A 21569-nucleotide genomic window follows, 5' to 3' on the forward strand; every position below is an offset into this window, starting at 1 on the left:
GGTTCTATCAGGGTTTCTGTTTGTTTTTAATAAAAAATAACTATTAAAAACAATAATATAGAGCATCAATATAAAGTGATTTGTGATTATTTTTGCTTGTTCACGCTCTGTTTGCATCCGACCTAAGTCTGATATCCGAACGCCTGGAACCCGCGACCTACGGCTGTGCTGAGCGGCGGCGTCCGCGATTCCCTGCTATTAATCAATGGATGTTCGAGTGCTTATCTTTTGGGGAGCGCGTCATGAATCCATCCATCCGCATCGGCATTGTCGACGATCATCCGCTGTTGCGTGAGGGTGTTGCCAATACGTTGAAGAAACGCACGGACCTTGAGGTCGTGGAGCAGGGCGCCAATGCGCAGGATGCCCGGGATATCGCGCTGAGGGTGCGTCCGGACGTGATGTTGATGGACGTCAACATGCCGGGCGATGTTTTCGCCGCGGTGCGGTTCATCTCCACGGAGCTGGCGGATGTGAAGGTGCTGATGCTGACCGTTTCCGAAGCCGAAGATGACGCCTTCCTGGCCCTCGAGTCCGGCGCGCGCGGGTATGTGCTCAAAGGTGTCAGCGGGCCGGACCTGGTCCAGGCGATCAGGTCGGTTGCCAGGGGGGAGTCGTACATCACCCCCGCGTTCGCTGAAAAACTGCTGAACAACATCAAGAAGCATGAAGCGGAAACCCGCAAGTTCGACCTGACCCATCGCGAGGAAGAGGTCATTCGCGAGGTTTCCAAGGGGCTGACCAACCGGGAAGTTGCGGCAAGGCTGTTGATCAGCGAAAAAACCGTCAAGCACCACATGGGCTGCGTGATGCAGAAGCTGAACGCGCGAAATCGTGTCGAAGCGGTCACGGCCCTGCGCCACTACCGGGAGCGCGAAGCTATCGGGCGACTGGATATCGGCGCAGTGAAAACGCCCATGGGCGCCGAAACGACTGCTGACTAGAGTTTGAACTGTGCATTGACCGACGTACCCTTGCCGCAGGATTCGATGCTGAACAACCCGCCCAGGGATTCCACGCGATATCGCAGACCGGCAAGGCCCAAACGGGTTCTGCCGGACTTCTCGAGCTGCATGGCGTCCGCCGCCATGCCCGGACCACTGTCCCTGATGCTGATGCTCAACACCTTGTCGATGTATTGCGCGCGGATCACCTGACCTTCGCCGTTGGCGTGCCGGTAAGCGTTGTTGAGGGCTTCCTGCACAAACCGGTAAAGACAGAGCTTGAGCGGCAGTGGCGCGCATTTCGGTAACTGCCCGAGGGCCAATGTGACCTTGGTGCCGGTGCGTTGCTCGTGCCGTTGCGCCACCAGTTGCAACTCTTCCACCAGGCTCACGTCGTTGATTTCCGGAAGCGCCAGGCCGCGTGACAAGTCGCGGACCTCGCGCAATGCGTCGGTGGCGGCGCCACGAATGGTTTCCAGCGCTTCCTTATCGACCGTGGAGCAATCTTCGGCGAGGTCGTCGAGGCGGATCAGAATCAAGGTCAGCAACTGCGCCGGCCCATCGTGCAGGTCTGCACCGATGCGCCTCAAGGTGAGTTCGTTGACGCGGGAAAACTCCTGGGTCGCCGTCGCGATCTTGCGCTGCAGTTCGGCATTGCTGACGTGCAAGCGGGTTTGCTCCAGCAGCCGCAAGCGCAGCGCCACTTGTTGGCGCTGGATGATCTTGTCACTGCGTCGCACGATGAAGAACAGCAGCGTCAGCATCGACAGGGTCGCAGCGCCAACGACCACCCAGACCTGCTGGCGGACGCGATTGATCTCGCGGTTCAGGCCGTCGGCCTTTTCATAAAACTCGCCTATCGCGATGATTTCCCCGGTGCTTGCATCACGCAGGGGCGCGTAGATCTCATAAAGCGGCAGGTTGAGCTTGCGCTCGAACTCGTTCTCATCCTGCTCCGGGTCTTGAAGGTCGGTGACGATCTTGCCCTTGAGTGCCTCGGCGATCTCATCTAGCGGAAATTGCTGGTTGGTAATGGCTTTATTGGTGCTGAAGATCACCGTGCCATCCGCCCGCCATATCTTGATCGAGACGATGTGCTGCCGTAGCGAACGGGTTTGCGTGAGGCGGTCGAGGGACTCGACACTTGACGCCGAGAGCTTGTTGTCCCGGCTCAGCTCCTGCACATAGGGCTCGAGGAACGTATCCATGTACTGGGCGGCTGCGGCGGCTGCGCTGTTTACCGCCGCGCTTTCTATTCGTTGGGTCACCAGATTGCCGACGAAGAACATGGTCAGCCCCAGGATCACCGTAGCGGCAATGACAAACTGGGTCGTGAGACTCAGCTTGCGTGCCTTGACCTTCAGCCGTGTACGCCAGATGCCATTGGCAAGCGCATCGGCACCCGGCGCCGGTTCGTGCGCAGCATCGGTCTGCGGCGCGGTGAAAGCCTGGTTTTTTGATTCGACCTTTGCGTCTTTTGCCATCGCACGGGTTCCCTGATCATCGTGACGGGTCGGTTGGAAACCTGTAACCCGACGCATATCCGCAGCCTGGTTGTATGCGCCACATCCATGACTGACAGTAGTTCACGGCATGGCGATCCGACAGCTTGCGCGCTGAACTTCACGCCGGGCGTACCGCCAGGATTTGCTCGATCAGCCAAGCCAGCGCCGGGTCATGTTGGCGTTGCGCCAGGTACACCAGTTCGAGCTGGAACGAGCCGACGTCGAACGGCAGTTCGAACAACCGCAGCGGCAGCAACTGCGCGAACTGACTGGCCAACTGGGTCGGCAGCACGACGGCCAGGTCGGAATGGGCGACCAGGTGCGCCGCCTGCAGGTAATTGGGCGTGGTGTAGACGATTTTTCGCGACAGGCCTTGCTTGCCCAGCCATTGGTCGACCATGCCGCGCGACTGACCGCCGCTGACCCACAGATGACGCAGGCCCAGAAAGTCATCCAGCGTGAGGGTGTCGAGTGCCAGTGGATGGTCTTTGCGCACGGCCAGGCGCAGGGTTTCGCTGTGCCACGCGCGGCGGGTGAACCGCGCCGGCACCTCTTCGAAGCGCCCCAGCACCATGTCCAGTTCACCCTTGTCCAGCAGCTCGGCAGGCAGGCTGGGGGCGAGGTGGGCGATGTCGATCCGCAGGTTCGGCGCCAGTTCGCCCAGGCGCGCCAGCAAGGGCGGCATGCACAGCTGTTCGACAAAGTCGGTGAGGGCGATGCGCACCTGCTGCTGGCTCATGCGTGGGTCGAAGGCTTCGCCGGCATTGAGTGTCTGTTCGATCTGTTGCAAGGCCGCGCGAATCGGCCCTTCAAGCGCCAGCGCCCGGGTGGTGGGTTGCATGTGGCGGCCAACGCGCACCAGCAGCGGGTCGTCGAACAGGGCGCGCAGGCGGGCGAGGGCGTTGCTGACGGTGGGCTGGCTGAGCGCCAGGCGCTCGGCCGCCCGCGACACGTTCTGCTCGCGCAGCAACATGTCGAGCACTCGCAGCAAATTCAGGTCGAAGGTTTTTAAATTCAAATTACAAATACCAGGCATATGAAAATGAAATTTCAAAAATAGTAGGCGCCTGCTTAGGGTGGCGGCAATCTTTTCCACCCTGCCAATCAATGAGGCCCGCTCATGACTTATCAAGCTCCCCTGCGCGACATGCGGTTCGTGCTGCACGAAGTGTTCGATGCCGTCGGCCATAACGAGCGGCTGAACAACGGACTGGACCGCGAAACCATCGACGGGGTCCTCGAGGAAGCGGCGCGATTCGCCGGCGAAGTGGTCGCACCGCTGAACCGCAACAGTGACGAACAGGGTTGCCGGCTTCACGATGGCCAGGTCACCACCCCCCAGGGCTTTCCCGAGGCTTATCGGCAGTACGTCGACAACGGCTGGGCGAGCATGACCGGGCCGCTGGAATTCGCCGGGCAGGGTTTTCCGCAGCTGGTTTCGGCGTGCTTCCACGAGATGCTGATGGGCGCCTCGTTGTCCTTTCGCATTTATTCCGGCCTCACCGAAGGCGCGGTGCTGGCCCTGCATCGCCATGGCAGCGCGGCGCTCAAACAGGCCTATCTGGGCAAAATGGTCAGTGGTGAATGGTCCGGCACCATGTGCCTCACCGAGCCCCAGGCCGGTACCGACCTTGCCCTGCTGCGCACCCGTGCCCAGCCTCTGGTCGACGGCAGCTACCAGGTTAGCGGCAGCAAGATCTTCATCAGCGGCGGCGAGCAGGACCTGACCGCCAACATCGTTCACCTGGTCCTTGCCCGTTTGCCGGATGCGCCGGCCGGGGTGAAGGGCATCAGCCTGTTCCTGGTGCCCAAGTTCATTGCCGCTGCCGATGGAACGCCTGGGCCGCGCAATTCGCTGAGCTGTGGCGCACTGGAACACAAGATGGGCATCAAGGGCGCTTCGACCTGTGTGATGAACTTCGACGGCGCCCAGGGCTGGCTGGTCGGTGAGCCCAACCAGGGGCTGGCGTGCATGTTCACCATGATGAACGACGCGCGTTTCCAGGTGGGCTTGCAGGGGCTTGGTATCGCCGAGGCCGCCTTCCAGGGTGGCCTCGCTTATGCCCGCGAGCGCCTGCAGTCGCGGGCCATCAGTGGGCCGGTGGCGCCAGAAAAGAGTGCCGACCCGATCATCGTCCACCCCGATGTGCGGCGCATGCTGCTCACGCAAAAAACCTTGAGCGAAGGCTGCCGTTTGCTCGCGGCCTACACCGCCATGCAACTGGACCTCGAACACGGTGACCCGCAACCTGAAGGTCGGCAAAAGGCCGGGCGTCGGGCGGCGCTGCTGATCCCGATCGTCAAGGCGTTCTTCACCGACGTCGGCCAGGAAGTCGCCAGCCTTGGCGTGCAACTGTATGGCGGCCACGGTTACATCCGCGAGTGGGGCATGGAGCAGTTGATGCGCGACAGCCGCATCACCCAGCTATACGAGGGTACCAACGGTATCCAGGCGCTGGATCTGCTGCGGCGCAAGGTGCTGGGCGATGGCGCCACGGAGCTGGGCCTGTTGATCGATGAACTCGCCGTGCAGGTCGACGCAGCCGGTGCGCAAGCGTCGCTCAGGGAAATGGCCGAGGCCATGCAGCAGCGTCTCGTCGAGTGGCGCGAGCTGGGTGCCGAGGTCGTCGAGGCGTGCCAGCGTGATGTGCAGGAAATCGGCGCCATGTCGGTCGACTTCCTGGCGTACAGCGCTTATGTGCTGGTGGGTGGGCTGTGGATGCAGGCGGCTGTGCGTGCCCAAGCCGTTCTGGATGCCGGTACCGACGAACCTGCGTTCTATCGGGCCAAGCTGCAAGCGGCGGACTTCTACTGGCGCCGGGTGCTGCCCCGTGCCAGTGGCCACCGCGAAAGCCTGCGCGGCGGCGCCCATTGCCTGATGGCCATGGACGAGGCCGATTTCGCATTTTGATTTCTTCACGCAATCCCGGAGAACTGTAGGATCCCGGCTTGCTGGCGATGGACTCAGGTGCGCCGCGTTTATCCTGTTCACACGCGTTATCGTTAACAACCATCGCCAGCAAGCCGGCTCCTACAAAAGGCCGCGTTTATCCGGTTCATGCGCGTCATCGTTAACGACCATCGCCAGCAAGCCGGCTCCTACAAAAGGCCGCGTTTATCCGGTTCATGCGCGTTATCGTTAACGACCATCGCCAGCAAGCCGGCTCCTACAAAGGGTCGCGTTTATCCGGTTCATGCGCGTTATCGTTAACGACCATCGCCAGCAAGCCGGCTCCTACAAAGGGCCGCGTTTATCCGGTTTACACGCGTTATCGTTAACGACCATCGCGGCGATCCGACAAGTTCCCTCGCCACAGGTTGCTTATCAAGCCTGCGCAGCGCTGATCTGGCCCGTGGCCGTGGCGTTCTTGCGCACCGCTTGATACAGCAGGCTGGACACCATGAACCCGACAATGGCCAACACACTCATCAACGAGAACACGTAGTTGTAGCCTTGCTGACCCGGGAAGTGGTCAAGGATTGCGCCATAGATGACGTAGGCGAACATGCCGGGCGCATAACCGATCAGGCAACCGATGCCAAAGGCCGAGCCGGTGATGTGCTGGGGAATGCCGACTTCACCCATCGGCGCCCAGAACACGCCGCGCATGGAAAACACGATCAGCGCGAAGGACAGGGTGGCCGCCATGCCGGCGTAGATGAAGCCCGGGCTTTTCGGGATGAGCATGATCGCGCCCATCAGCGGCAACAAGGCCAGGAATGCCCATTTCAGATAGCGGCTGGAACTCTTGAACTGCTTGTCGGCAATGAAACCGCCGGCTGGGCCGCCGAGGATCTTGAGGAAATACTGGTTGATGATGCCGTAGGCGCCCACCAGGGCCACGGGCAGTCCGTACATTTCCTTGAGGTAGGGAATGAAGTAGGTCAGGCCGCAGTAGACGATATAGACCATGAACACGTTGAGGCTGACCAGCCAGATGCCCGGCACCTTGATGGCCTCGAGCAGGTTCGACAAACCGTTCTTCGGCTTGACGGTCGACTGGGTGTTGCCGCTCTTGAGCAGCAGCCAGGTCAGGGTGCCGGCAAGAATATCGATGACCGAGTAGAAGAGGATCGCCGACTTCAGACCGTTTTCACCGGAACCCATGGCCACGAAGACGCCCAGCGCGGAAAACGCGACCAGGGTATCGATGACGCCGCGTCCACCTTCGAGCAGGCCGAACAGGCGCCCCTGTTCCTTATCGTCACCCAGGTTGCGGATGGCTTTGAGCAGCGACGGCCAGAAGAGGCAGTCGGCACACACCGCCAGCAGGCAGAACACGATCAGCAGGTTGCTGAAGGGCGGAAAGGTTGCCAGGTAGAGCCCGAGGCTGCCGGTGCCGATCAGGCCGAGGGGGATCAGCTTGCGCGTGTCGAACCGGTCGGCGAGCATGCCGCCGACGACAAACAGCGCGGTGGCGATGATGGCGTTGGCGCTCAGCAGCACGCCGATTTCAGTGTGGGACAGCCCCATGAATTCCTGCATGGGGATATAAAAGGCGTCCTTGAGATTGGCCAGCTTGTAGATGGTGCCGCCACCGAGGATGAGAATCAGGAATCTGAGCCATTTGGCCTTGTCTTGGGATGTCATTATTGTTCTCCAGGCGTATTGGGGTAAGCCGTGCCGCTCGGCACGTCAGGTTCAGGCGTCGGCGCAATCGGCCAGGGTCAACTCGGCCAGGGTTCGGAACTCGGCCAGCAGGCCGCGTACAAAGGCCACCTGGTTGTTGGCCCAACGGTGTTCGCCGGCGAGCATCTGCTCCAGCGAGAAACCTTGCGGCAGCGCCGTTTCACTCATTTCCCGGTAGGCGATGAACGGGTCGGCGGCTTCGTCGAGCTGACGGAACGCCGGGGCGACGTAGTGGTTCTCCTGCTCGAGAATGAAGGCGATCACTTGCGGGGTTGATTCGCCGAGCATCAGCAGTTCGAACAACATGCGGGCGTTGGGCAGGTCGTCTTCGTCACAGCCCTGCAGCACGCCGTAATGGCCGAAGGCGTTTTGCTCGGGGACGATGCGCACACCCTTGAGGTGGGTCTGGCGGATGTGCGGCGCGAGGTTGCGCAGCGCCGCAAGGGGTTGTTCGCAGGCGTTGATCATGTTGCCGAAATCGAACAGGGCATGCAGGCGCGGGTGGTTCAGCCGGGTCAGCAGTTGCGCGATTTCCCCGCTCTTGAGTTCCTCATGCTGCTCGAAGTCGAAGTACAGGTCGTGCGCGTCGGCCTGCTGCGCGAGGTAGTGCAGGTCCGACTCGATCACGTCCATGACCCGCGACAGCGCGCCTTCGTAGCGTGAGTAGACACGGATGTTGCGCGTGCCCAGCGCCTTGGCGATGGCGATCACTTGATCGACATCCTTTTTCAAGGTGCTGCTGATTTCCAGATGCACATCCAGCCCGAGTGTCCTGGCCTTGTCGGCAAACACCTGAAGCTGTGCGGGCGTCATTTGGCTCAAGCTGTTTTGCTCACCGTCGAGCAGGTGCAGGCTCAGGCCTTGCAGCTCGTGGCGGTAGGCGAAGTCCAGCAGGTCGGCAGGGGTGACGCGGCCGTGGGTGAGGTTGGTCAGCAAGGGGTAGGCATGGGCAAACAGGCGCAGTTGGCCGATTCGGTCGAGCAACCGGCGGGCCAGTGCCTCGGTCAATGCGGGGGGAGTTCCGGCCTCGACAGCCTTATGGCTGAGCAGGGCGTTGAAACGTTCCTGGATCTTATTGTTCATTCGAGTCGTTCCTGGTTCAGACACCGGGTCTACCGGCGCAGCCTTTATCGCGCCAGTCAGGAACTCTCGATAGATCCATTATCGGTTAAATCATAAGACCACTTGCCTCGGGTCAAGTGGCCTGCTGCAGGTAACCCAACGTGTCCAAGGCCTGGGCCAGCGCTTCGACGCGTGCACGGGCCTGGTCCTCGGGGGTGCTGGCAAAGCCGATCAGCAGTGCCGGCGGCAAGGCATGCGCGATGCAGTAGTCACTCAGGGCATAGGTATGGATGCCATGCTGGCCGAGCTCCCTGGCAAGGGTGTCGCCATCGAGATGCGCGGGTAACCAGGCGATCAGGTGCATGCCGGCTTCCACGGGCGTGATCCTGAAGAACGTACCGAGCCGTTGCTGCAGTTGTTCGACCAGTGCGTGCTGGCGAGCCTGATACAGCGCACGCATGCGCCGAATATGGCCGATGAAATGGCCTTCGCGCATGAAGTCTGCCGTGACGGCCTGAAGCAGTGTGGGCGGGCTGCGGTCCATGACCGCCCGCAGGGTGCAGAAGGGCTCGACCAGGGCGTTCGGCAGGATCACGTAGCCCAGGCGCAGCGAGGGGAACAGCACTTTGCTGAATGTACCGGCGTAGATGACCCGGGCCCATTGATCCATCGCATAGAGTGCCGGCAGGGGGCGGCCGTTGTAGCGGAACTCACTGTCGCAGTCGTCTTCGATGATCCAGCTTTGATTGCGCGTGGCCCAATCGATCAGTTCTTGGCGCCGCGCATAACTCATGGTGATGCCCAAGGGATGCTGACGCGAAGGCGTGGTGAATACCAGGCGGGCGTCAGGGCACCGGGCCAGGCCTTGCTCGACATCGATGCCCTGTTCGTCGATTCGCAACGGCACGACCAGGCCGCCCTGGGCCTGGAGCGCAATGCGCGCCGCGATATGCCCCGGGTCTTCCATCCAGAAGCTGTCCTGCGGATTGAGCAACAGCATGCCCAGCAGGTTGAAGGCCTGCTGGGCGCCGGAAACGATGACCACCTGTTCGGCCGTGCAATCGATGCCACGGGCATCGAACACGTATTCGGCAATCGCCTCGCGCAGGGCCAGCAGTCCCTGCAGTTCGCCATAGCCGAGCATGGCCTTGGTCGGCTTGAGCAGATGGCGATTCATCAGCCGCTTCCAGACCGATTGCGGGAAAGCGTCGTAGGCGCTGTGGCTGGGCAGGAACGAGGTCGGGGTTGCGGTTGCCCAGTCGGTATAGGAAACCCCGCGAAAATGATCGCTGCGCAGCGACAGCATCGACTGGCTCAGGTCGGACAGGCGAGGCGGCTGGCGCCGCTGCTCATCGTCATCGACACCGCGACCTTCCCATTCATCGCCGACATAGGTGCCGGCCCCGGTGCGCGAGGTCAGGAAGCCTTCGGCAATCAGTTGATCGAACGCATTGAGAATGCTGATTCGAGAAAGCTGCAGCTCCTTGCTCAGGGTCCGCGTCGACGGCAGACGTACGCCGCCCTGCATCCTGCCACTGAGAATCTGTTTGCGAATCTGCAAGTAGAGTTGGCGGTACAAGGGGATGGAACTGGCGCGGTCCAGCTCGATACCTGACAACAGCAGACCTGCGGAGGATTTCATTATTCGTTCGTCTGGATGGCGTGGGGTCTGGCCTGGACGGGTGTCAGGCAACCGGGGTAAGAAAGGGTAGCGAGCGGGGCTGGATAAGTCATCTTTTGACGCATCTCTCAATTTGCAGGCGTCGGCTGCGTTCAACCGGTCTGCCACTGGTTCTACTGCTGTCAATATGATATCAATCGCGCCCTCAAGGACATTGACCGAGGGCGTTATGCCATTGCCAGGAAGCTCGCGACTCCCATCCGCTTGTGCGATTCAACAGGATGACAACTGATGGGGGTTGTCGTCGGGATCATCGTTTTACTCATCGCCTTGGCGCTGTTGGCCAAATTGCTGCGTTACATCGGCGTGGCCCTGCAGTTCGCGCTTGGCCTGGCGGGACTGGTCACGCTGGGGTTGCCTGGCGGGTATGGCATGGCCGTGGCAGCCCTCTGCAAACGGCCTCGACTACGTGCCGGCGTTGCCTGGCTGACCACGCTCGCGACGATCGCGCTGGCCTTCTGCTGGGGCGTGGCGGGTTGGCATCCTTACTACCTGGCCGGCAGTTTCGCGAGCCTGAAATTTGCGCTGCCCGCTGCATTGTTCGTGGTCATGCTGGGGCTGCACGGCAAGAGCCGGCGCAGCCATCTGAACAACCGCGCGGATGCCTGGTTGCACAACAAAGACCAGCAATTCCATGCTTGCCTTCACGGCACATTCGCGTTGCTGCTGACCAGCGCAGCGGTACCCGGTCTATTCGACATGCTGCGCTGGCCTGCTGCGACCGTTGTTGCCTATGCCTACTGGGGTGTGGCGCTACTGGTGCAGTTTTACTGCATCAGCCAGGAGCATGCCCGTATCAAGCTGGAAGCAGATACTGCGCAAGCGTTGCAGGTGCAGACCTCGCTCAATGTCAGCCAGACACTCAACGACCTGACGGCCGACAGTCTTCTGGACCGCGAGGAAGTCGAGACCGTGTTCAATGGTCGTCTGTCCCATCTCGTCGCCACTGGCACTTTGCGTGAGCTGGAGGTCGCCGGCCAGCGCTGGGTTTTTGCCGAGGGCTGGTACCGTAACCGCTACAAAGCGTTGCATGGCGTGCTGCTCAAACAGGTCCGTCACAGCTCGAATTTATTGGGAGGCATTGTGCGCAGTGCCTTCGGATTGGAAGGCGCTGCCGCGCAGGATTTCATCGAGCAACACATGAGTTTTGGCCAATACCAGGACTTTCGCGACGGACGCTTCTGGTGTGCCTTTGCCTTGTCGCAGCGAATCAGTTGCTGCACCGCTTGCGGACTGGCCGAGGTGCGCAGCAGTGCGAATGACGCCGAATGGTTCTGTTCCACCCTCTGCGCTGAAACCGAGCAGGTGTGCCTGACTGTCCGGGACAAACCTCAAGCGGAGTTCCTGACCGAGGCAGCCACCAATGGTTTTGTGCTGATGGCGGCTGGAAGTGCCTGGGACGCGAACCACAAGCTGTTCGCCGCCGGCGGCCAAGGTCATGGATTCGCTGCCGAGAAGGCCAATCACCGGGTCGACCGGCTGATGTGGCGTGACGCAGAGGTCCTGGGCGACAACAACGCGAAAAATGGCGCCGACCGCATGGTCCAGGGGCAGATGATCCAGACCAAATACTGTGCGACAGGTGCGCGAAGTGTCGGCGCTGCCTTCGAGGGGCAGCAGGGCGGCTACAAGTACTTCGACCCCCAGGGCCGCCCCATGCAAATTGAAGTGCCGAAGGATCAGTACGTCGATGCGGTACGCACCCTTCAGCGAAAGATCAGCGAGGGCAAGGTCCAGGGCGTCACGGACCCCAAGGACGCGGTCAAGCTCATCCGCAAGGGCCATTTGACCTACAGCCAGGCACGCAGCATCACCAAGTTCGGAACCTTCGAGTCCATCGCCTATGACATCAGCGAAGGCATCGTGGTGGGTGCGGTGGCCGGGGGCATCAGCTTCGGCGTCAGCGCTACGCTGTTCTACTTGAAGACCGGGGATCGTCGGCAGGCGCTGCAAGTGGCCTCTGTCCAGGCTGGCAAGAGCTTTGGCCGCAGCCTGACCGTGTATGTCGCCGCCCAGCAACTGCACCGGGTGCAGTTCATCCAGCGTTCGCTGACGCTGATCGACGTGACCAGCCTGGCACCGAGCACCCGCGGGCTATTGGCACAGGGTATGGGCGTGAGCAAGAGCGGCTTGAACAAAGCCTTGCGAGGGACACTGATCAGTTCCATTGCGGTGATCGCCGTCACCACGGGGCCCGATCTCGTCAAGCTGGCCCGGGGGCGCATCTCCAAAGCGCAATTTGCCAAGAACCTGGCTGTCGCGTCTTCGGGGGTGGCCGGCGGCGCGGTGGGTTCTATCGCCGGCGGCATTCTTGCCGCACCCCTGGGGCCCATTGGCACCATGGTCGGGCGCACGGCAGGGGGCATCATCGGCGGAATCGTAGCCACCGCAGTCTCCAGCAAGCTGATGGGTAAACTGGTTCAAGAGGACCGCGTCCTGATCATCGGCATCATCCAGGCTCAACTGGAGTACCTGGCCATCGCGTTCATGCTGGCCAAGGAAGAAATCGACAGCGTCAACGCCAATCTGGATAAGGCGCTGACCCAGAAAAGCCTGGAAGTGATCTTCGCTGCCAAGGAGCAACGTCGCGCGATGGCCAACTTCTACCTCAAGCCGGTGGTCGTGGCGGTCGTGCGCCAACGCCCGGTCGTGGAGTTTTCGCCCGTGGATGTGGTGGAGGCATGGGAGGACATGGTGGCTTGAGCCGGCGTAGACTGCGCCCTTCGGTCTGGACAAGGTTCAAACACAGGGAGTCTTGGCATCGCTCATGAGTAAACTCACTTCCAGGATTGCACTCGTTACAGGGGCGGCCCAAGGGATCGGCGCCGCGATTGCGCAACTTTTCGTGCAAGAGGATTGTTTTGTCTACCTCACCGACATAAACGACGAACTCGGCAGCACGGTTGCAAACGCACTCGGTGACCGCGCCGGCTATCTGCGTCTCGATGTACGGCGCGAAGAAGACTGGCAGCGCGTGACCACGCAGATTCTGCAGGAACGCGGCAGGCTGGACGTGCTTGTGAACAACGCCGCCATCACCGGATTCGAGCAGGGTGCCGTGCGGCACGACCCGGAACATGCGCGCCTGGAGGACTGGCACGCGGTGCATCACACCAATCTGGACGGTGTGTTCCTGGGCTGCAAGTACGCCATTGGCACGATGCGCCGCTCAGGGGGCGGCTCCATCATCAATATCTCCTCTCGCTCCGGGCTGGTCGGCATTCCCGGTGCGGCGGCCTACGCGTCGTCCAAGGCCGCCGTGCGCAACCACACCAAGACGGTCGCACTGTATTGCGCCGAACAAGGCCTGAACGTGCGGTGCAACTCGATTCATCCAGCCGCCATTCTCACCCCCATCTGGGAGCCCATGCTGGGCACCGATGCCGACCGTGAAAAACGCATGGCGGCGCTGGTTCGCGACACTCCGTTGAGGCGATTCGGGATGCCCGAAGAAGTGGCGGCCATGGCCCTGTTTCTCGCCGGGGATGACGCGACGTACGTCACTGGCAGTGAGTTCAATATCGACGGCGGCCTTCTGGCAGGCTCGGCGGCGACCCCCACGGTTGTCGATGACAGCGCAAAATAACCTCTGGCCGGCAGGCACCAACCTGACTGGTCATGGTCAATAACCCCCGCACGACCTCGCCGCACGTTTTCCCTCAATTCCCTTCGAAGATCTAACCCATGCACCTACGCAAAATTGCCGTTGGGCTGTCCGCCCTTGTTTTGCTGTCGACCGGGGCACAAGCCCGCGGTCTGCTCGACCTTCTCAAGCCGCCGGCCGCGCATCACGAGCAAAGCTCCCGCTCGGGCTCGATCAGCCAGAGCGCGGCCCTGGACCTCTATTCGCACAAACAGAAACAGCCATCGTTTGACGGCTGTGCAGAGCTGTTCCCGGCAGCGAACCCGATCAACACCGCCACAGTGCCTGCATCGATGAAGCCCCTGGCGTTGTGTTCCGACAATTTCGCGGTGCTGTACTCGCAAACCAGCAAGACCCCGCTGGTCGTGGTCGAACGCCTGAACGCGGCCCAGTTGCAGGATGCCAAAGGGGAGGAGCGCACCAACCAGTTCTATCCGGATCCACGCATTCCCAAGGGCGGGCGTGCCGAGTTGAGCGACTACCGCAGCCAGAAACCGGCGGTGGACCGTGGCCATCAATCGCCGGCAGCCGACGCACCGAACCCCAATGCAATGGCCCAGTCCTTTGCGCTGTCGAACATGGTGCCGCAGGACCCGACCAACAACCGCAAGATCTGGAGCAAGGTCGAGGCGGATGTGAGGAAGTTTGCCAAGCGCGCCGAGGGCAATGTGTTTGTCTTTACCGGCCCGCTCTTCGACCCGGGCTACTCGACCATCGGCGACAACCAGGTCTGGGTGCCGACGCGCCTGTTCAAGCTGGTGTACGACGCCTCGTCAAAACGGGCCTGGGCCTACGTGCTGCCGAACGCAGAAACCCGTATCCAGAAGCCGATGGACTACGACGCTTTCGTCAAGAGCACCGGGCTCAAACTGCTCGGCAACCTACCTGTCACAGGTACCGCAGGGCGTACCTGATGGCTGGATACGACGCATCAGGACCGAATGGACTGCTTTACTCGTTCTCGTAACCACAGCAGGCCGGGGTCGGCATCGTAGCGAGTGTGCCAATACGCCACCAGTTCGGGTTGAGGAAACTCAACGGGTGGCTCATGGCAACTGAGTCCGAAGTTGTCGGCGAAAACCTGAGCGATCAATTTCGGTAGATTGCAGATGTAGCCCGTTTGCGCGGCGATCACCGGCATCGCCATGAAGTTCTGCACCAGTGCGCCGATGCGTCGTTCCAGGCCCAGCGAAGTGAGCGTCCGGTCGATGATGTTGCCATTGCGTTGATGCAATTCGATCATCACTTGTGGCCGCTGAAGATAGAGCTCCAGGGGGAAGCGCCCTGGCGGAACGCCTTCACGCGCCCAGATCATCGTCACCAGCTCGATGACGGTGATCTGCTCATGGCGCAGCCCGGCGCCAAGCGTCATGGGGGTATTGATCACCAGATCGATTTCGCCGCTTTCCAGCATCGCCGACAAGACGTTGGTCGCCGGCAACGGAACCACTTCGATCATCACGCCCCGGGCTTCGAGGGACATGTGCTGGATCAAGCCCGGCAGGATCAAGAACTCCACGAAATCACCGGCGGCGATGCGGAACTTGCGTTGCGTGGTGGCGGGCATGAAGGCGTCACCGCCTTGCAACGCCTGATCGATCTTTTCCAGCGCTTCGCGCACCGGGGCAATCAACTCGGCCGCTCGTGGCGTCGGCACCAGGCCGCTGCTGCCCAAGACGAACAATTCGTCGTCAAGGCGTTCACGCAAACGGCGCAATGCATGACTGACGGCCGATTGGCTCAGCGCCAGGCGCTCGCCCGCGCGCGTCACGTTGCGGGTGTCCCACAGCGTGGAGAACACCACCAGTAAATTCAGGTCGAGTGTCTTGGTATTTATATTGTGCATACCTTGAATGTTACATATTCATTTCCCCCATTGTCGAGGGTTTGATTTAGTGCCTCCCATCGTTCATTAGCGCGAGTGCACAAATCATGAATAACAATAAAAAGATTCAATTCGGCTGGTTCATCCCGACTCTGGGCGACACCACTGCGTTCAGCGATCCGAGCAAAAACATCCCGCAATCCATGGAGCATTTCGAGCGAGTCGCCCTGGCCGCTGAAGATGCCGGTTTCGACTATGTGTTGGTGCCGGTCACTCCTTACTGCTGGGATGCCTGGGTCACGGCCTCGTTCCTGATCGCGCGGACGACAAAACTCAAGGCGCTGATTGCGGTCAAGCCCGGCATCATCCATCCCTTGGCGCAGGCCAGGATGTTCTCCACTTTCGACCAACTGTCCCAGGGGCGCATCTACGTCAACCTGATCGCCGGTCTCAGCGAAAAAGACGCCTACGCCGAAGGCTCGATTGTCTCCAAGGAGGCACGTTACGAGCAGCTGGAGGAAGAGGTCGAGCTGATGAAACGCCTGTGGACGGAGGAGGGGGTCGAGTACAACGGCAAGTACTATCAGGTTCACGGACCGCGCAAGACCCTGGAGAATTTCCAGCAGCCACACCCGCCATTCTTCCTCGGCGGCGGTTCGGAGCAGGCCGCGGAAATTTCCGCCAAGCACTCGGCCGTGCATCTGTTCTGGGGTGACTACCCGGAACGTATCGCCGAGCAAATCAAGGAAATGCGCGAGCGCGCCGCCAAGTACGGCCGTGGCGAGGAAATCGAGTTCGCCATGCGCCTGCAGATCATCTGCCGGGAAACCGAAGAAGAAGCCTGGGCGGCGGCAGACGCGTTGGTCACGGGTGCCGATCCGACCTGGCTGTCCGAGGTCAAGACCATGATGGCGGAGTCGGTGGCCAACCAGCGGCAGAAGGAATTGTCCCAGACCGTGGGCCGCAAGATGACCCCGCACCTGTGGACCGGCATCACGGAAGTGCGCCCCGGTGCGGGTGTCGCCGTGGTCGGCAATCCGCAGCAGGTCGCGGATCAATTGTTGGCGTTCGTCGACGCAGGTTGCAGTGGGTTCTGCCTTTCCGGCTACCCGCATCACGAAGAAGCCGAGCGCTTTGGCCGTCTGGTCATGCCACTGCTGAACCGCTGAGCCTCTCTGAACCCAAGTCGACAATTCGCTGCCGCTCGCCGGCAGCGATGGAGCACGCCCATGAACACCACCAATTTCGATCCCAAGGAGTTCCGCCAGGCACTTGGGTCTTTCACCACAGGTGTCACCATCGTCACCACCCGTGGCGAAGACGGGCAGGACTATGGCCTGACCGCCAACAGCTTCAACTCGGTGTCCCTTGAGCCGCCGATGGTGCTGTGGAGCTTGAGCAAAACCTCGTCAAGCGCACCTGCCTTCATGACGGCCGAACACTTCGCGGTGCATATTCTCGCGGCCGATCAGGAGTCACTGTCGAACCGCTTTGCCAAACGTGGCGAAGACAAGTTCGCCGCTCTGCCGATCCAGCGCGGTCCGGGTGACATCCCGCTGCTCGAAGGCTGCTCGGCGCGTTTCCAGTGCCGGACCACCTACCGCTATGAGGGCGGCGATCACATCATCTTCGTCGGTGAAGTCGTGGCCTTCGACAGCTTCGACAAGTCGCCGCTGGTCTTTCACAGCGGTGGTTATGGTCTGTTGCTGAAGAAGAACAGCGACCTTGCGCACGCAAGCTCCAACTTTGGCGACGACTGGCTTGGCTTTCTGCTGGGGCGCACCTACTACCAATTGCTCATGCCGATTCGAGAGCGACTCAAGGAGCATGGCCTGCGGGACATCGACTACGAGTTGCTGACCATCCTCAGCATGGGTGATGGCCGGACCCTGGCCGACCTGCAGCATCTGGTCGCGATCACGGGCCAGGAGGTGGCGGCGAAAGACCTGCAACCGCTGGTCGAGCGCGGCCTGCTGGTCATCGACCAGGATCGACGGGTGCACTTCACCGAGCAGGGCCGTCGTTTCGCCATTGAGCTGCTGGCCTTTGCCAAGGCTGCCGAAACGTCCGCCGAGCAGGGTTTGAATTTCGAGGAAGCACAGCTGCTGAAGATGCTGCTCAAGCGTGTGATCCGCTCGACGGGCAGCGAACTGCCGGCGTACTGGCGCAAGGAAAACTTCTGGCGTGAAAATAGCGTCTGGACTCAGGCGCTTTGCCAGGATGCCACGCCTGGCTGAACCGGCTTGGTCCGATGGCCTGCGCCGCAGGCAAGTGTCTGAGTTCCTCCCTTGAAAACAACAACAATGAGGCAGAACGATGTTGCACAAATCCGATGCTGCCGTGAGCGGTGAGCAACCCTGGCTGGGGGTGAGCCGGCATAGCGCGTGGTATGCCGTCTGTACCCTGTTGCTGGCTTATGTTTTCTCCATCATGGACCGGCAGATCCTGACCCTGCTGGTCGGTCCGATCCAGCATTCGCTGGGTGTCAGCGATACCCTGATGGGGCTGTTGCATGGCTTCACCTTCGCGGCGTTCTACGCCGTGGTGGGTATGCCGATTGCCCGCCTGATCGACCACGGCAACCGACGCATGGTGATAGCCGTGGGTGTCGCCCTGTGGTGCCTGGCCACGGCCGCGGGCGGGCTGGCCAGCGAGTACTGGCATCTGTTGCTGGCGCGTATCGGCGTGGCGGTCGGCGAAGCCGTGCTGATTCCGGGCACGGTGTCATTGCTGGCGGACCTGTTTGCGCCCGGGAAGCGGGGCAAGGCCCTGGGCGTCTTCGGTGCCGCCGGCCCGTTTGGCGCCGGTGCGGGTTTGCTCATCGGTGGCACGGTGCTGGGGCTGTTCACCGCCGCAGCGCCCACACTGCCGTTGCTTGGCAAGCTGGAGGCCTGGCAACTGACTTTCCTGACACTCGGTCTGCCGGGGCTGCTGATCGCCTTGCTGGTGACGGCCATCCCCGAACCACGAGCCCGAAAACGCCGGTCCCGACAGCGCGTGCCCGAGGCCGGTCAGCTGCCGTTTTCCGAGGTCATGGCCTTTCTTCGCGCGAACCGCAGAAGCTACGCGGCCTTGATGCTGGGCGGCGGGTTCTTCTACATGGGTGTGTACGCCATGAGCAGTTGGGTGCCGACCTTCTTCGTCCGTGAGTTCGCATGGTCCTACGCCGAAATTGGCAAGCAGCTGGGCCTGTACCTGTGTTTCCTCGGTCCCTTGGGGGCGTTGGTCGGCAGCTGGCTGGGCGATTACTGGCGCAATCGCGGCGTGGTCCATGGCAATTTGCGGGTCGCCCTGGTCGGCAGCCTCGGCCTGACGCTGAGCAGTTCGGTCATGTTGCTGATGCCCACGGCGCAGATGGCGCAGATCTTCCTCGCGATCTCTTGCCCGTTCTGGTTCATCTTCTTCGGTGCCGGGCCTGCGGCCATCCGAGGAGAGTGCGCCGGCACCGATGCGGGGTCAGTTCGCGGCGATGTACACCGGCATCATCAACCTGCTGGGCGCCGGACTGGGCCCCGTAGCGGTTGGCTTGCTGACCGACTATGTGCTGCACGACCTGGCGGCGATCAAGTACGCGATGCTGATCGTCTGCCTGCTGTCGGGGCTGCTGGCCTGTCTTTGGTTCAGCAATGGTTTTTCATCGTTCGGGCGCACCCAGCGCCACGCGGCCATCTGGAAACCCAGCTCTGCCACCCCTGACCAAAGCGGCATGACCGCGCCCCGGCATTCGCCTTTGCTTTAGCGCACGGCGCCGCCTGGCGCCGGCAACAAAACCTGCCTGTTTCATTCATAAGGAAAAACTTCCATGACCAGCATCGATGGTGGCTGCCTGTGCGGCTGCGTTAAGTACTCCAGCCACGTGGCGCCACTGACCACGGCCGTGTGCCATTGCACGGACTGCCAAAAACAATCGGGCAGCGCTTTCTCGATCAACCTGCTGTTGCCGGCCGAGGGTTTCGTCGTAGCGGGCGAGACGCTCGCCAGCTACGAGAAACCCGGTGGCAGCGGCCATCCGGTGCGGCGCTTTTTCTGCAATGCCTGCGGCTCGGCGTTGTACTCCGAAATAGCGGCCATGCCAGGCGTGCTGGCAATCAAGGCCGGAACCCTGAGCAATGCCGCGCAAGCGCAACCGGGCATGCACCTTTGGTGTGCCTCGGCGTTGCCATGGGTAGCCCCAGATCGCGATTTGCCGTGCTTTGAACAATCGCCGACCGCCTGACCAGCAAGGCAAGAGCCTGTAGGTCAGCCACGACATCAACCCGCCGGACTTCCTCTAACCGCTCGGTAACGGGAAGTCTGGCCTGGAAATTCCCTTTTCCGGCATCCGTCACATAAAAACAAAAACAACAACCCGACAGGGAACCGCATGAAAACAACAACAACGCGTGCCGAGTTCAAACTGAGGGCGCTTGCAAGCGCCATTGCCCTGGGCTGCGTCACGCAAGCGCAGGCGGTCAATTTCAACGTCGGTGAAATCGAAGGACAGTTCGATTCCTCGCTGTCGATCGGCGCCAGTTGGTCGACCGCCAACCCGGACAGCAATCTGATCGGCGTCAATAACGGCGGCAAAGGGTTGTCGCAGACCTCCGACGACTCGCGCCTGAACTTCAGGAAGAACGAAACCTTCTCGAAAATCTTCAAGGGCATTCATGACCTGGAGTTGAAGTACGGCGATGTCGGCGTGTTCATGCGCGGCAAGTACTGGTACGACTTTGAACTGCAGGACGAGAGTCGCCCGTTCAAGGACATCGACAACGATGGGCGCAAGGAGGGGGCCAAGTCTTCCGGCTATCAACTGCTCGATGCGTTCGCCTACTACAACTACAACCTGGCCGACCAGCCAGGCAGCGTGCGACTGGGCAAGCAAGTGGTCAGCTGGGGGGAGAGCACCTTCATCCAGAACGGCATCAACTCGATCAACCCGGTCGACGTCTCCGCCTTTCGCCGTCCGGGTGCGGAGGTCAAGGAAGGCCTGATTCCGGTGAACATGTTCTTCGTTCAGCAAAGCCTGACCGATAACCTGTCGACCGAGGCGTTCTACCAGCTCGAGTGGGACCAGACCGTGGTAGATAACTGCGGCACGTTCTTCGCCCAGTCGGATTTGGTCGCCGACGGTTGCACCGACAATCTGCGCCTGCTGACCAACAACCCGGCAGCGGGCAACCTGATCAACAACCGCTTGCCGGGCACAGCCCTGGACATCAACCAGAACGTCGAAGGCACCCGGGTCAACCGTGGCCCGGACCGGGATGCGCGCGACAGCGGCCAGTGGGGCCTGGCGTTGCGCTACATGTTCGACCCGCTGGACACCGAGTTCGGCGCCTACTTCATGAACTACCACAGCCGCGCGCCGTTCTTTGGCGACACGGCCCCGGCGCAAAGCGTCTACAACGCAGCCGCTCCCTTCGGCGCCGCCGCGCCGCTGGTGGTCGCGGGTAATGCGCATTACTTCATGGAGTACCCGGAAGACATCCACCTGTACGGCCTGAGTTTCTCTACCACGCTGCCTACCGGCACGGCATGGCAGGGCGAAATCAGCTACCGGCCCAATGCGCCGGTGCAGCTGAGTACCACTGACTTGTTGTTCGCCGTGGTCGATCCGCTGAAGGCCAGCGTCAGCCCGCTGTACGGCAACGCTTCGTTGCTCAACGGCACCCCGGGCAGCGACCTGCAAGGTTACCGGCGCAAGGAGATCACTCAACTGCAGACGACCTTCACGCACTTCTTCGATCAGGTGATGGGCGCCGAACGCCTGACGCTGGTGGGTGAAGTCGGGGTGGTTCACGTCGGGGGCCTTGAGTCCACCGACAAGGCCCGTTATGGCCGTGATCCGGTGTTCGGCCCTGGCGCATTGCCGGCCACTGGCGCAGTGAACACCTGCCAGGCGCTCAACCAGACCACCATCAATGGCGCCGTCGGCAACACCGGTGCCACGCAAAACCTGGTGCGCAATTGCGACAGCGAAGGCTTCGTCACCGCCACCTCCTGGGGCTATCGCGCACGGGCCATCTGGGACTACAGCAACGTCTTCGCCGGGGTGAACCTCAAGCCGAACGTGGCCTGGTCCCACGACGTCAACGGCTATGGCCCCAACGGCCTGTTCACTGAAGGCGCCAAGGCCGTGAGCCTCGGGCTGGATGCCGAGTACCGCAACACCTACACCGCGAGCATGAGCTACACGAACTTTTTCGACGGCAAGTACAACACCCAGGTCGATCGCGATTTTCTCGCCCTCAGCCTCGGCGTGAACTTCTAACGGATCAACATGAGAAAGGCGATAAC

At 61.3% G+C, this 21569-nt stretch carries 16 protein-coding genes; 10 read left to right on the forward strand and 6 right to left on the reverse strand.

The genetic code is table 11. The features are described 5' to 3' along the window. Window positions 1–242 precede the first annotated feature (242 nt). The gene (locus tag AB4O16_RS00605) at window positions 243–944 is read left to right on the forward strand and encodes a response regulator (protein WP_460156719.1); all 702 of its coding nucleotides are present in this window, start codon (window positions 243–245) and stop codon (window positions 942–944) included. Here the strand turns inward: AB4O16_RS00605 and AB4O16_RS00610 are convergent. Beyond that, window positions 941–2428, reverse strand: coding sequence for a sensor histidine kinase (locus tag AB4O16_RS00610; RefSeq protein ID WP_460156720.1), 1488 nt, complete (start codon window positions 2426–2428; stop codon window positions 941–943). The two genes, AB4O16_RS00605 and AB4O16_RS00610, sit on opposite strands and share 4 nt — an antisense overlap. Before the next feature lie 139 nt (window positions 2429–2567). Next, window positions 2568–3485: a LysR family transcriptional regulator gene (locus AB4O16_RS00615; protein WP_160388756.1), complete on the reverse strand. Its 918-nt coding sequence runs from the start codon at window positions 3483–3485 to the stop codon at window positions 2568–2570. An 84-nt stretch (window positions 3486–3569) separates the two neighbouring features. Between AB4O16_RS00615 and AB4O16_RS00620 the strand changes: the two genes are divergently transcribed. Beyond that, window positions 3570–5360, forward strand: a complete 1791-nt coding sequence (locus AB4O16_RS00620) for an acyl-CoA dehydrogenase C-terminal domain-containing protein (RefSeq protein WP_460156721.1) — start codon at window positions 3570–3572, stop codon at window positions 5358–5360. Window positions 5361–5774: 414 nt separating this feature from the next. On the opposite strand, the gene AB4O16_RS00625 is transcribed toward AB4O16_RS00620, so the two are convergent. From AB4O16_RS00625 to pdxR, 3 genes are all read right to left on the reverse strand, one after another. Then, a complete protein-coding gene (locus AB4O16_RS00625) occupies window positions 5775–7040 on the reverse strand; it encodes an MFS transporter (RefSeq protein ID WP_460156722.1) in 1266 nt (421 codons plus the stop codon). Window positions 7041–7091: 51 nt separating this feature from the next. Continuing rightward, complete coding sequence (locus AB4O16_RS00630) at window positions 7092–8162, reverse strand: sugar phosphate isomerase/epimerase family protein (RefSeq protein WP_460156723.1); 1071 nt, start codon at window positions 8160–8162, stop codon at window positions 7092–7094. 112 nt (window positions 8163–8274) lie between these two features. Then, window positions 8275–9783 (reverse strand): MocR-like pyridoxine biosynthesis transcription factor PdxR, encoded by a 1509-nt coding sequence (gene pdxR, locus AB4O16_RS00635; RefSeq protein ID WP_460156724.1) that lies wholly within the window; start codon window positions 9781–9783, stop codon window positions 8275–8277. 270 nt (window positions 9784–10053) lie between these two features. Between pdxR and AB4O16_RS00640 the strand changes: the two genes are divergently transcribed. The 3 genes from AB4O16_RS00640 (at window position 10054) to AB4O16_RS00650 (ending at window position 14379) form a co-directional block, all read left to right on the forward strand. Beyond that, entirely contained in the window at window positions 10054–12525 is a 2472-nt protein-coding gene (locus AB4O16_RS00640; RefSeq protein ID WP_460156725.1) for a hypothetical protein, read from the forward strand. A gap of 64 nt (window positions 12526–12589) precedes the next feature. Further along, a complete protein-coding gene (locus tag AB4O16_RS00645) occupies window positions 12590–13408 on the forward strand; it encodes an SDR family oxidoreductase (protein WP_460156726.1) in 819 nt (272 codons plus the stop codon). 98 nt (window positions 13409–13506) lie between these two features. Beyond that, window positions 13507–14379: a DNA/RNA non-specific endonuclease gene (locus AB4O16_RS00650; RefSeq protein WP_460156727.1), complete on the forward strand. Its 873-nt coding sequence runs from the start codon at window positions 13507–13509 to the stop codon at window positions 14377–14379. A 17-nt stretch (window positions 14380–14396) separates the two neighbouring features. Here AB4O16_RS00650 and AB4O16_RS00655 read toward each other — a convergent pair whose 3' ends face one another. Continuing rightward, window positions 14397–15311, reverse strand: a complete 915-nt coding sequence (locus AB4O16_RS00655; protein ID WP_160388738.1) for a LysR family transcriptional regulator — start codon at window positions 15309–15311, stop codon at window positions 14397–14399. A gap of 86 nt (window positions 15312–15397) precedes the next feature. Here AB4O16_RS00655 and AB4O16_RS00660 point away from each other — a divergent pair, with 86 nt between their 5' ends. The 5 genes from AB4O16_RS00660 (at window position 15398) to AB4O16_RS00680 (ending at window position 21543) form a co-directional block, all read left to right on the forward strand. Next, window positions 15398–16459: an LLM class flavin-dependent oxidoreductase gene (locus AB4O16_RS00660; protein ID WP_460156728.1), complete on the forward strand. Its 1062-nt coding sequence runs from the start codon at window positions 15398–15400 to the stop codon at window positions 16457–16459. A 60-nt stretch (window positions 16460–16519) separates the two neighbouring features. Continuing rightward, window positions 16520–17527: a flavin reductase gene (locus AB4O16_RS00665; RefSeq protein WP_460156729.1), complete on the forward strand. Its 1008-nt coding sequence runs from the start codon at window positions 16520–16522 to the stop codon at window positions 17525–17527. A gap of 79 nt (window positions 17528–17606) precedes the next feature. Beyond that, window positions 17607–18986 (forward strand): MFS transporter, encoded by a 1380-nt coding sequence (locus AB4O16_RS00670; RefSeq protein WP_460156730.1) that lies wholly within the window; start codon window positions 17607–17609, stop codon window positions 18984–18986. 106 nt (window positions 18987–19092) lie between these two features. Continuing rightward, the gene (locus tag AB4O16_RS00675) at window positions 19093–19506 is read left to right on the forward strand and encodes a GFA family protein (protein ID WP_460156731.1); all 414 of its coding nucleotides are present in this window, start codon (window positions 19093–19095) and stop codon (window positions 19504–19506) included. Between the two features lie 147 nt (window positions 19507–19653). Next, window positions 19654–21543, forward strand: a complete 1890-nt coding sequence (locus AB4O16_RS00680) for a DUF1302 domain-containing protein (protein ID WP_460156732.1) — start codon at window positions 19654–19656, stop codon at window positions 21541–21543. The last annotated feature ends 26 nt before the right edge of the window (window positions 21544–21569 follow it).

This window comes from Pseudomonas sp. S2_H10, assembly GCF_054668285.1.

Excerpts from the sequence above, each read along its gene's own strand:
- AB4O16_RS00605 (WP_460156719.1), top strand. The coding sequence starts at position 243 with ATGAATCCATCCATCCGCATCGGCATTGTCGACGATCATCCGCTGTTG.
- AB4O16_RS00610 (WP_460156720.1), bottom strand. The coding sequence starts at position 2,428 with ATGGCAAAAGACGCAAAGGTCGAATCAAAAAACCAGGCTTTCACCGCG.
- AB4O16_RS00615 (WP_160388756.1), bottom strand. The coding sequence starts at position 3,485 with ATGCCTGGTATTTGTAATTTGAATTTAAAAACCTTCGACCTGAATTTG.
- AB4O16_RS00620 (WP_460156721.1), top strand. The coding sequence starts at position 3,570 with ATGACTTATCAAGCTCCCCTGCGCGACATGCGGTTCGTGCTGCACGAA.
- AB4O16_RS00625 (WP_460156722.1), bottom strand. The coding sequence starts at position 7,040 with ATGACATCCCAAGACAAGGCCAAATGGCTCAGATTCCTGATTCTCATC.
- AB4O16_RS00630 (WP_460156723.1), bottom strand. The coding sequence starts at position 8,162 with ATGAACAATAAGATCCAGGAACGTTTCAACGCCCTGCTCAGCCATAAG.
- pdxR (WP_460156724.1), bottom strand. The coding sequence starts at position 9,783 with ATGAAATCCTCCGCAGGTCTGCTGTTGTCAGGTATCGAGCTGGACCGC.
- AB4O16_RS00640 (WP_460156725.1), top strand. The coding sequence starts at position 10,054 with ATGGGGGTTGTCGTCGGGATCATCGTTTTACTCATCGCCTTGGCGCTG.
- AB4O16_RS00645 (WP_460156726.1), top strand. The coding sequence starts at position 12,590 with ATGAGTAAACTCACTTCCAGGATTGCACTCGTTACAGGGGCGGCCCAA.
- AB4O16_RS00650 (WP_460156727.1), top strand. The coding sequence starts at position 13,507 with ATGCACCTACGCAAAATTGCCGTTGGGCTGTCCGCCCTTGTTTTGCTG.
- AB4O16_RS00655 (WP_160388738.1), bottom strand. The coding sequence starts at position 15,311 with ATGCACAATATAAATACCAAGACACTCGACCTGAATTTACTGGTGGTG.
- AB4O16_RS00660 (WP_460156728.1), top strand. The coding sequence starts at position 15,398 with ATGAATAACAATAAAAAGATTCAATTCGGCTGGTTCATCCCGACTCTG.
- AB4O16_RS00665 (WP_460156729.1), top strand. The coding sequence starts at position 16,520 with ATGAACACCACCAATTTCGATCCCAAGGAGTTCCGCCAGGCACTTGGG.
- AB4O16_RS00670 (WP_460156730.1), top strand. The coding sequence starts at position 17,607 with ATGTTGCACAAATCCGATGCTGCCGTGAGCGGTGAGCAACCCTGGCTG.
- AB4O16_RS00675 (WP_460156731.1), top strand. The coding sequence starts at position 19,093 with ATGACCAGCATCGATGGTGGCTGCCTGTGCGGCTGCGTTAAGTACTCC.
- AB4O16_RS00680 (WP_460156732.1), top strand. The coding sequence starts at position 19,654 with ATGAAAACAACAACAACGCGTGCCGAGTTCAAACTGAGGGCGCTTGCA.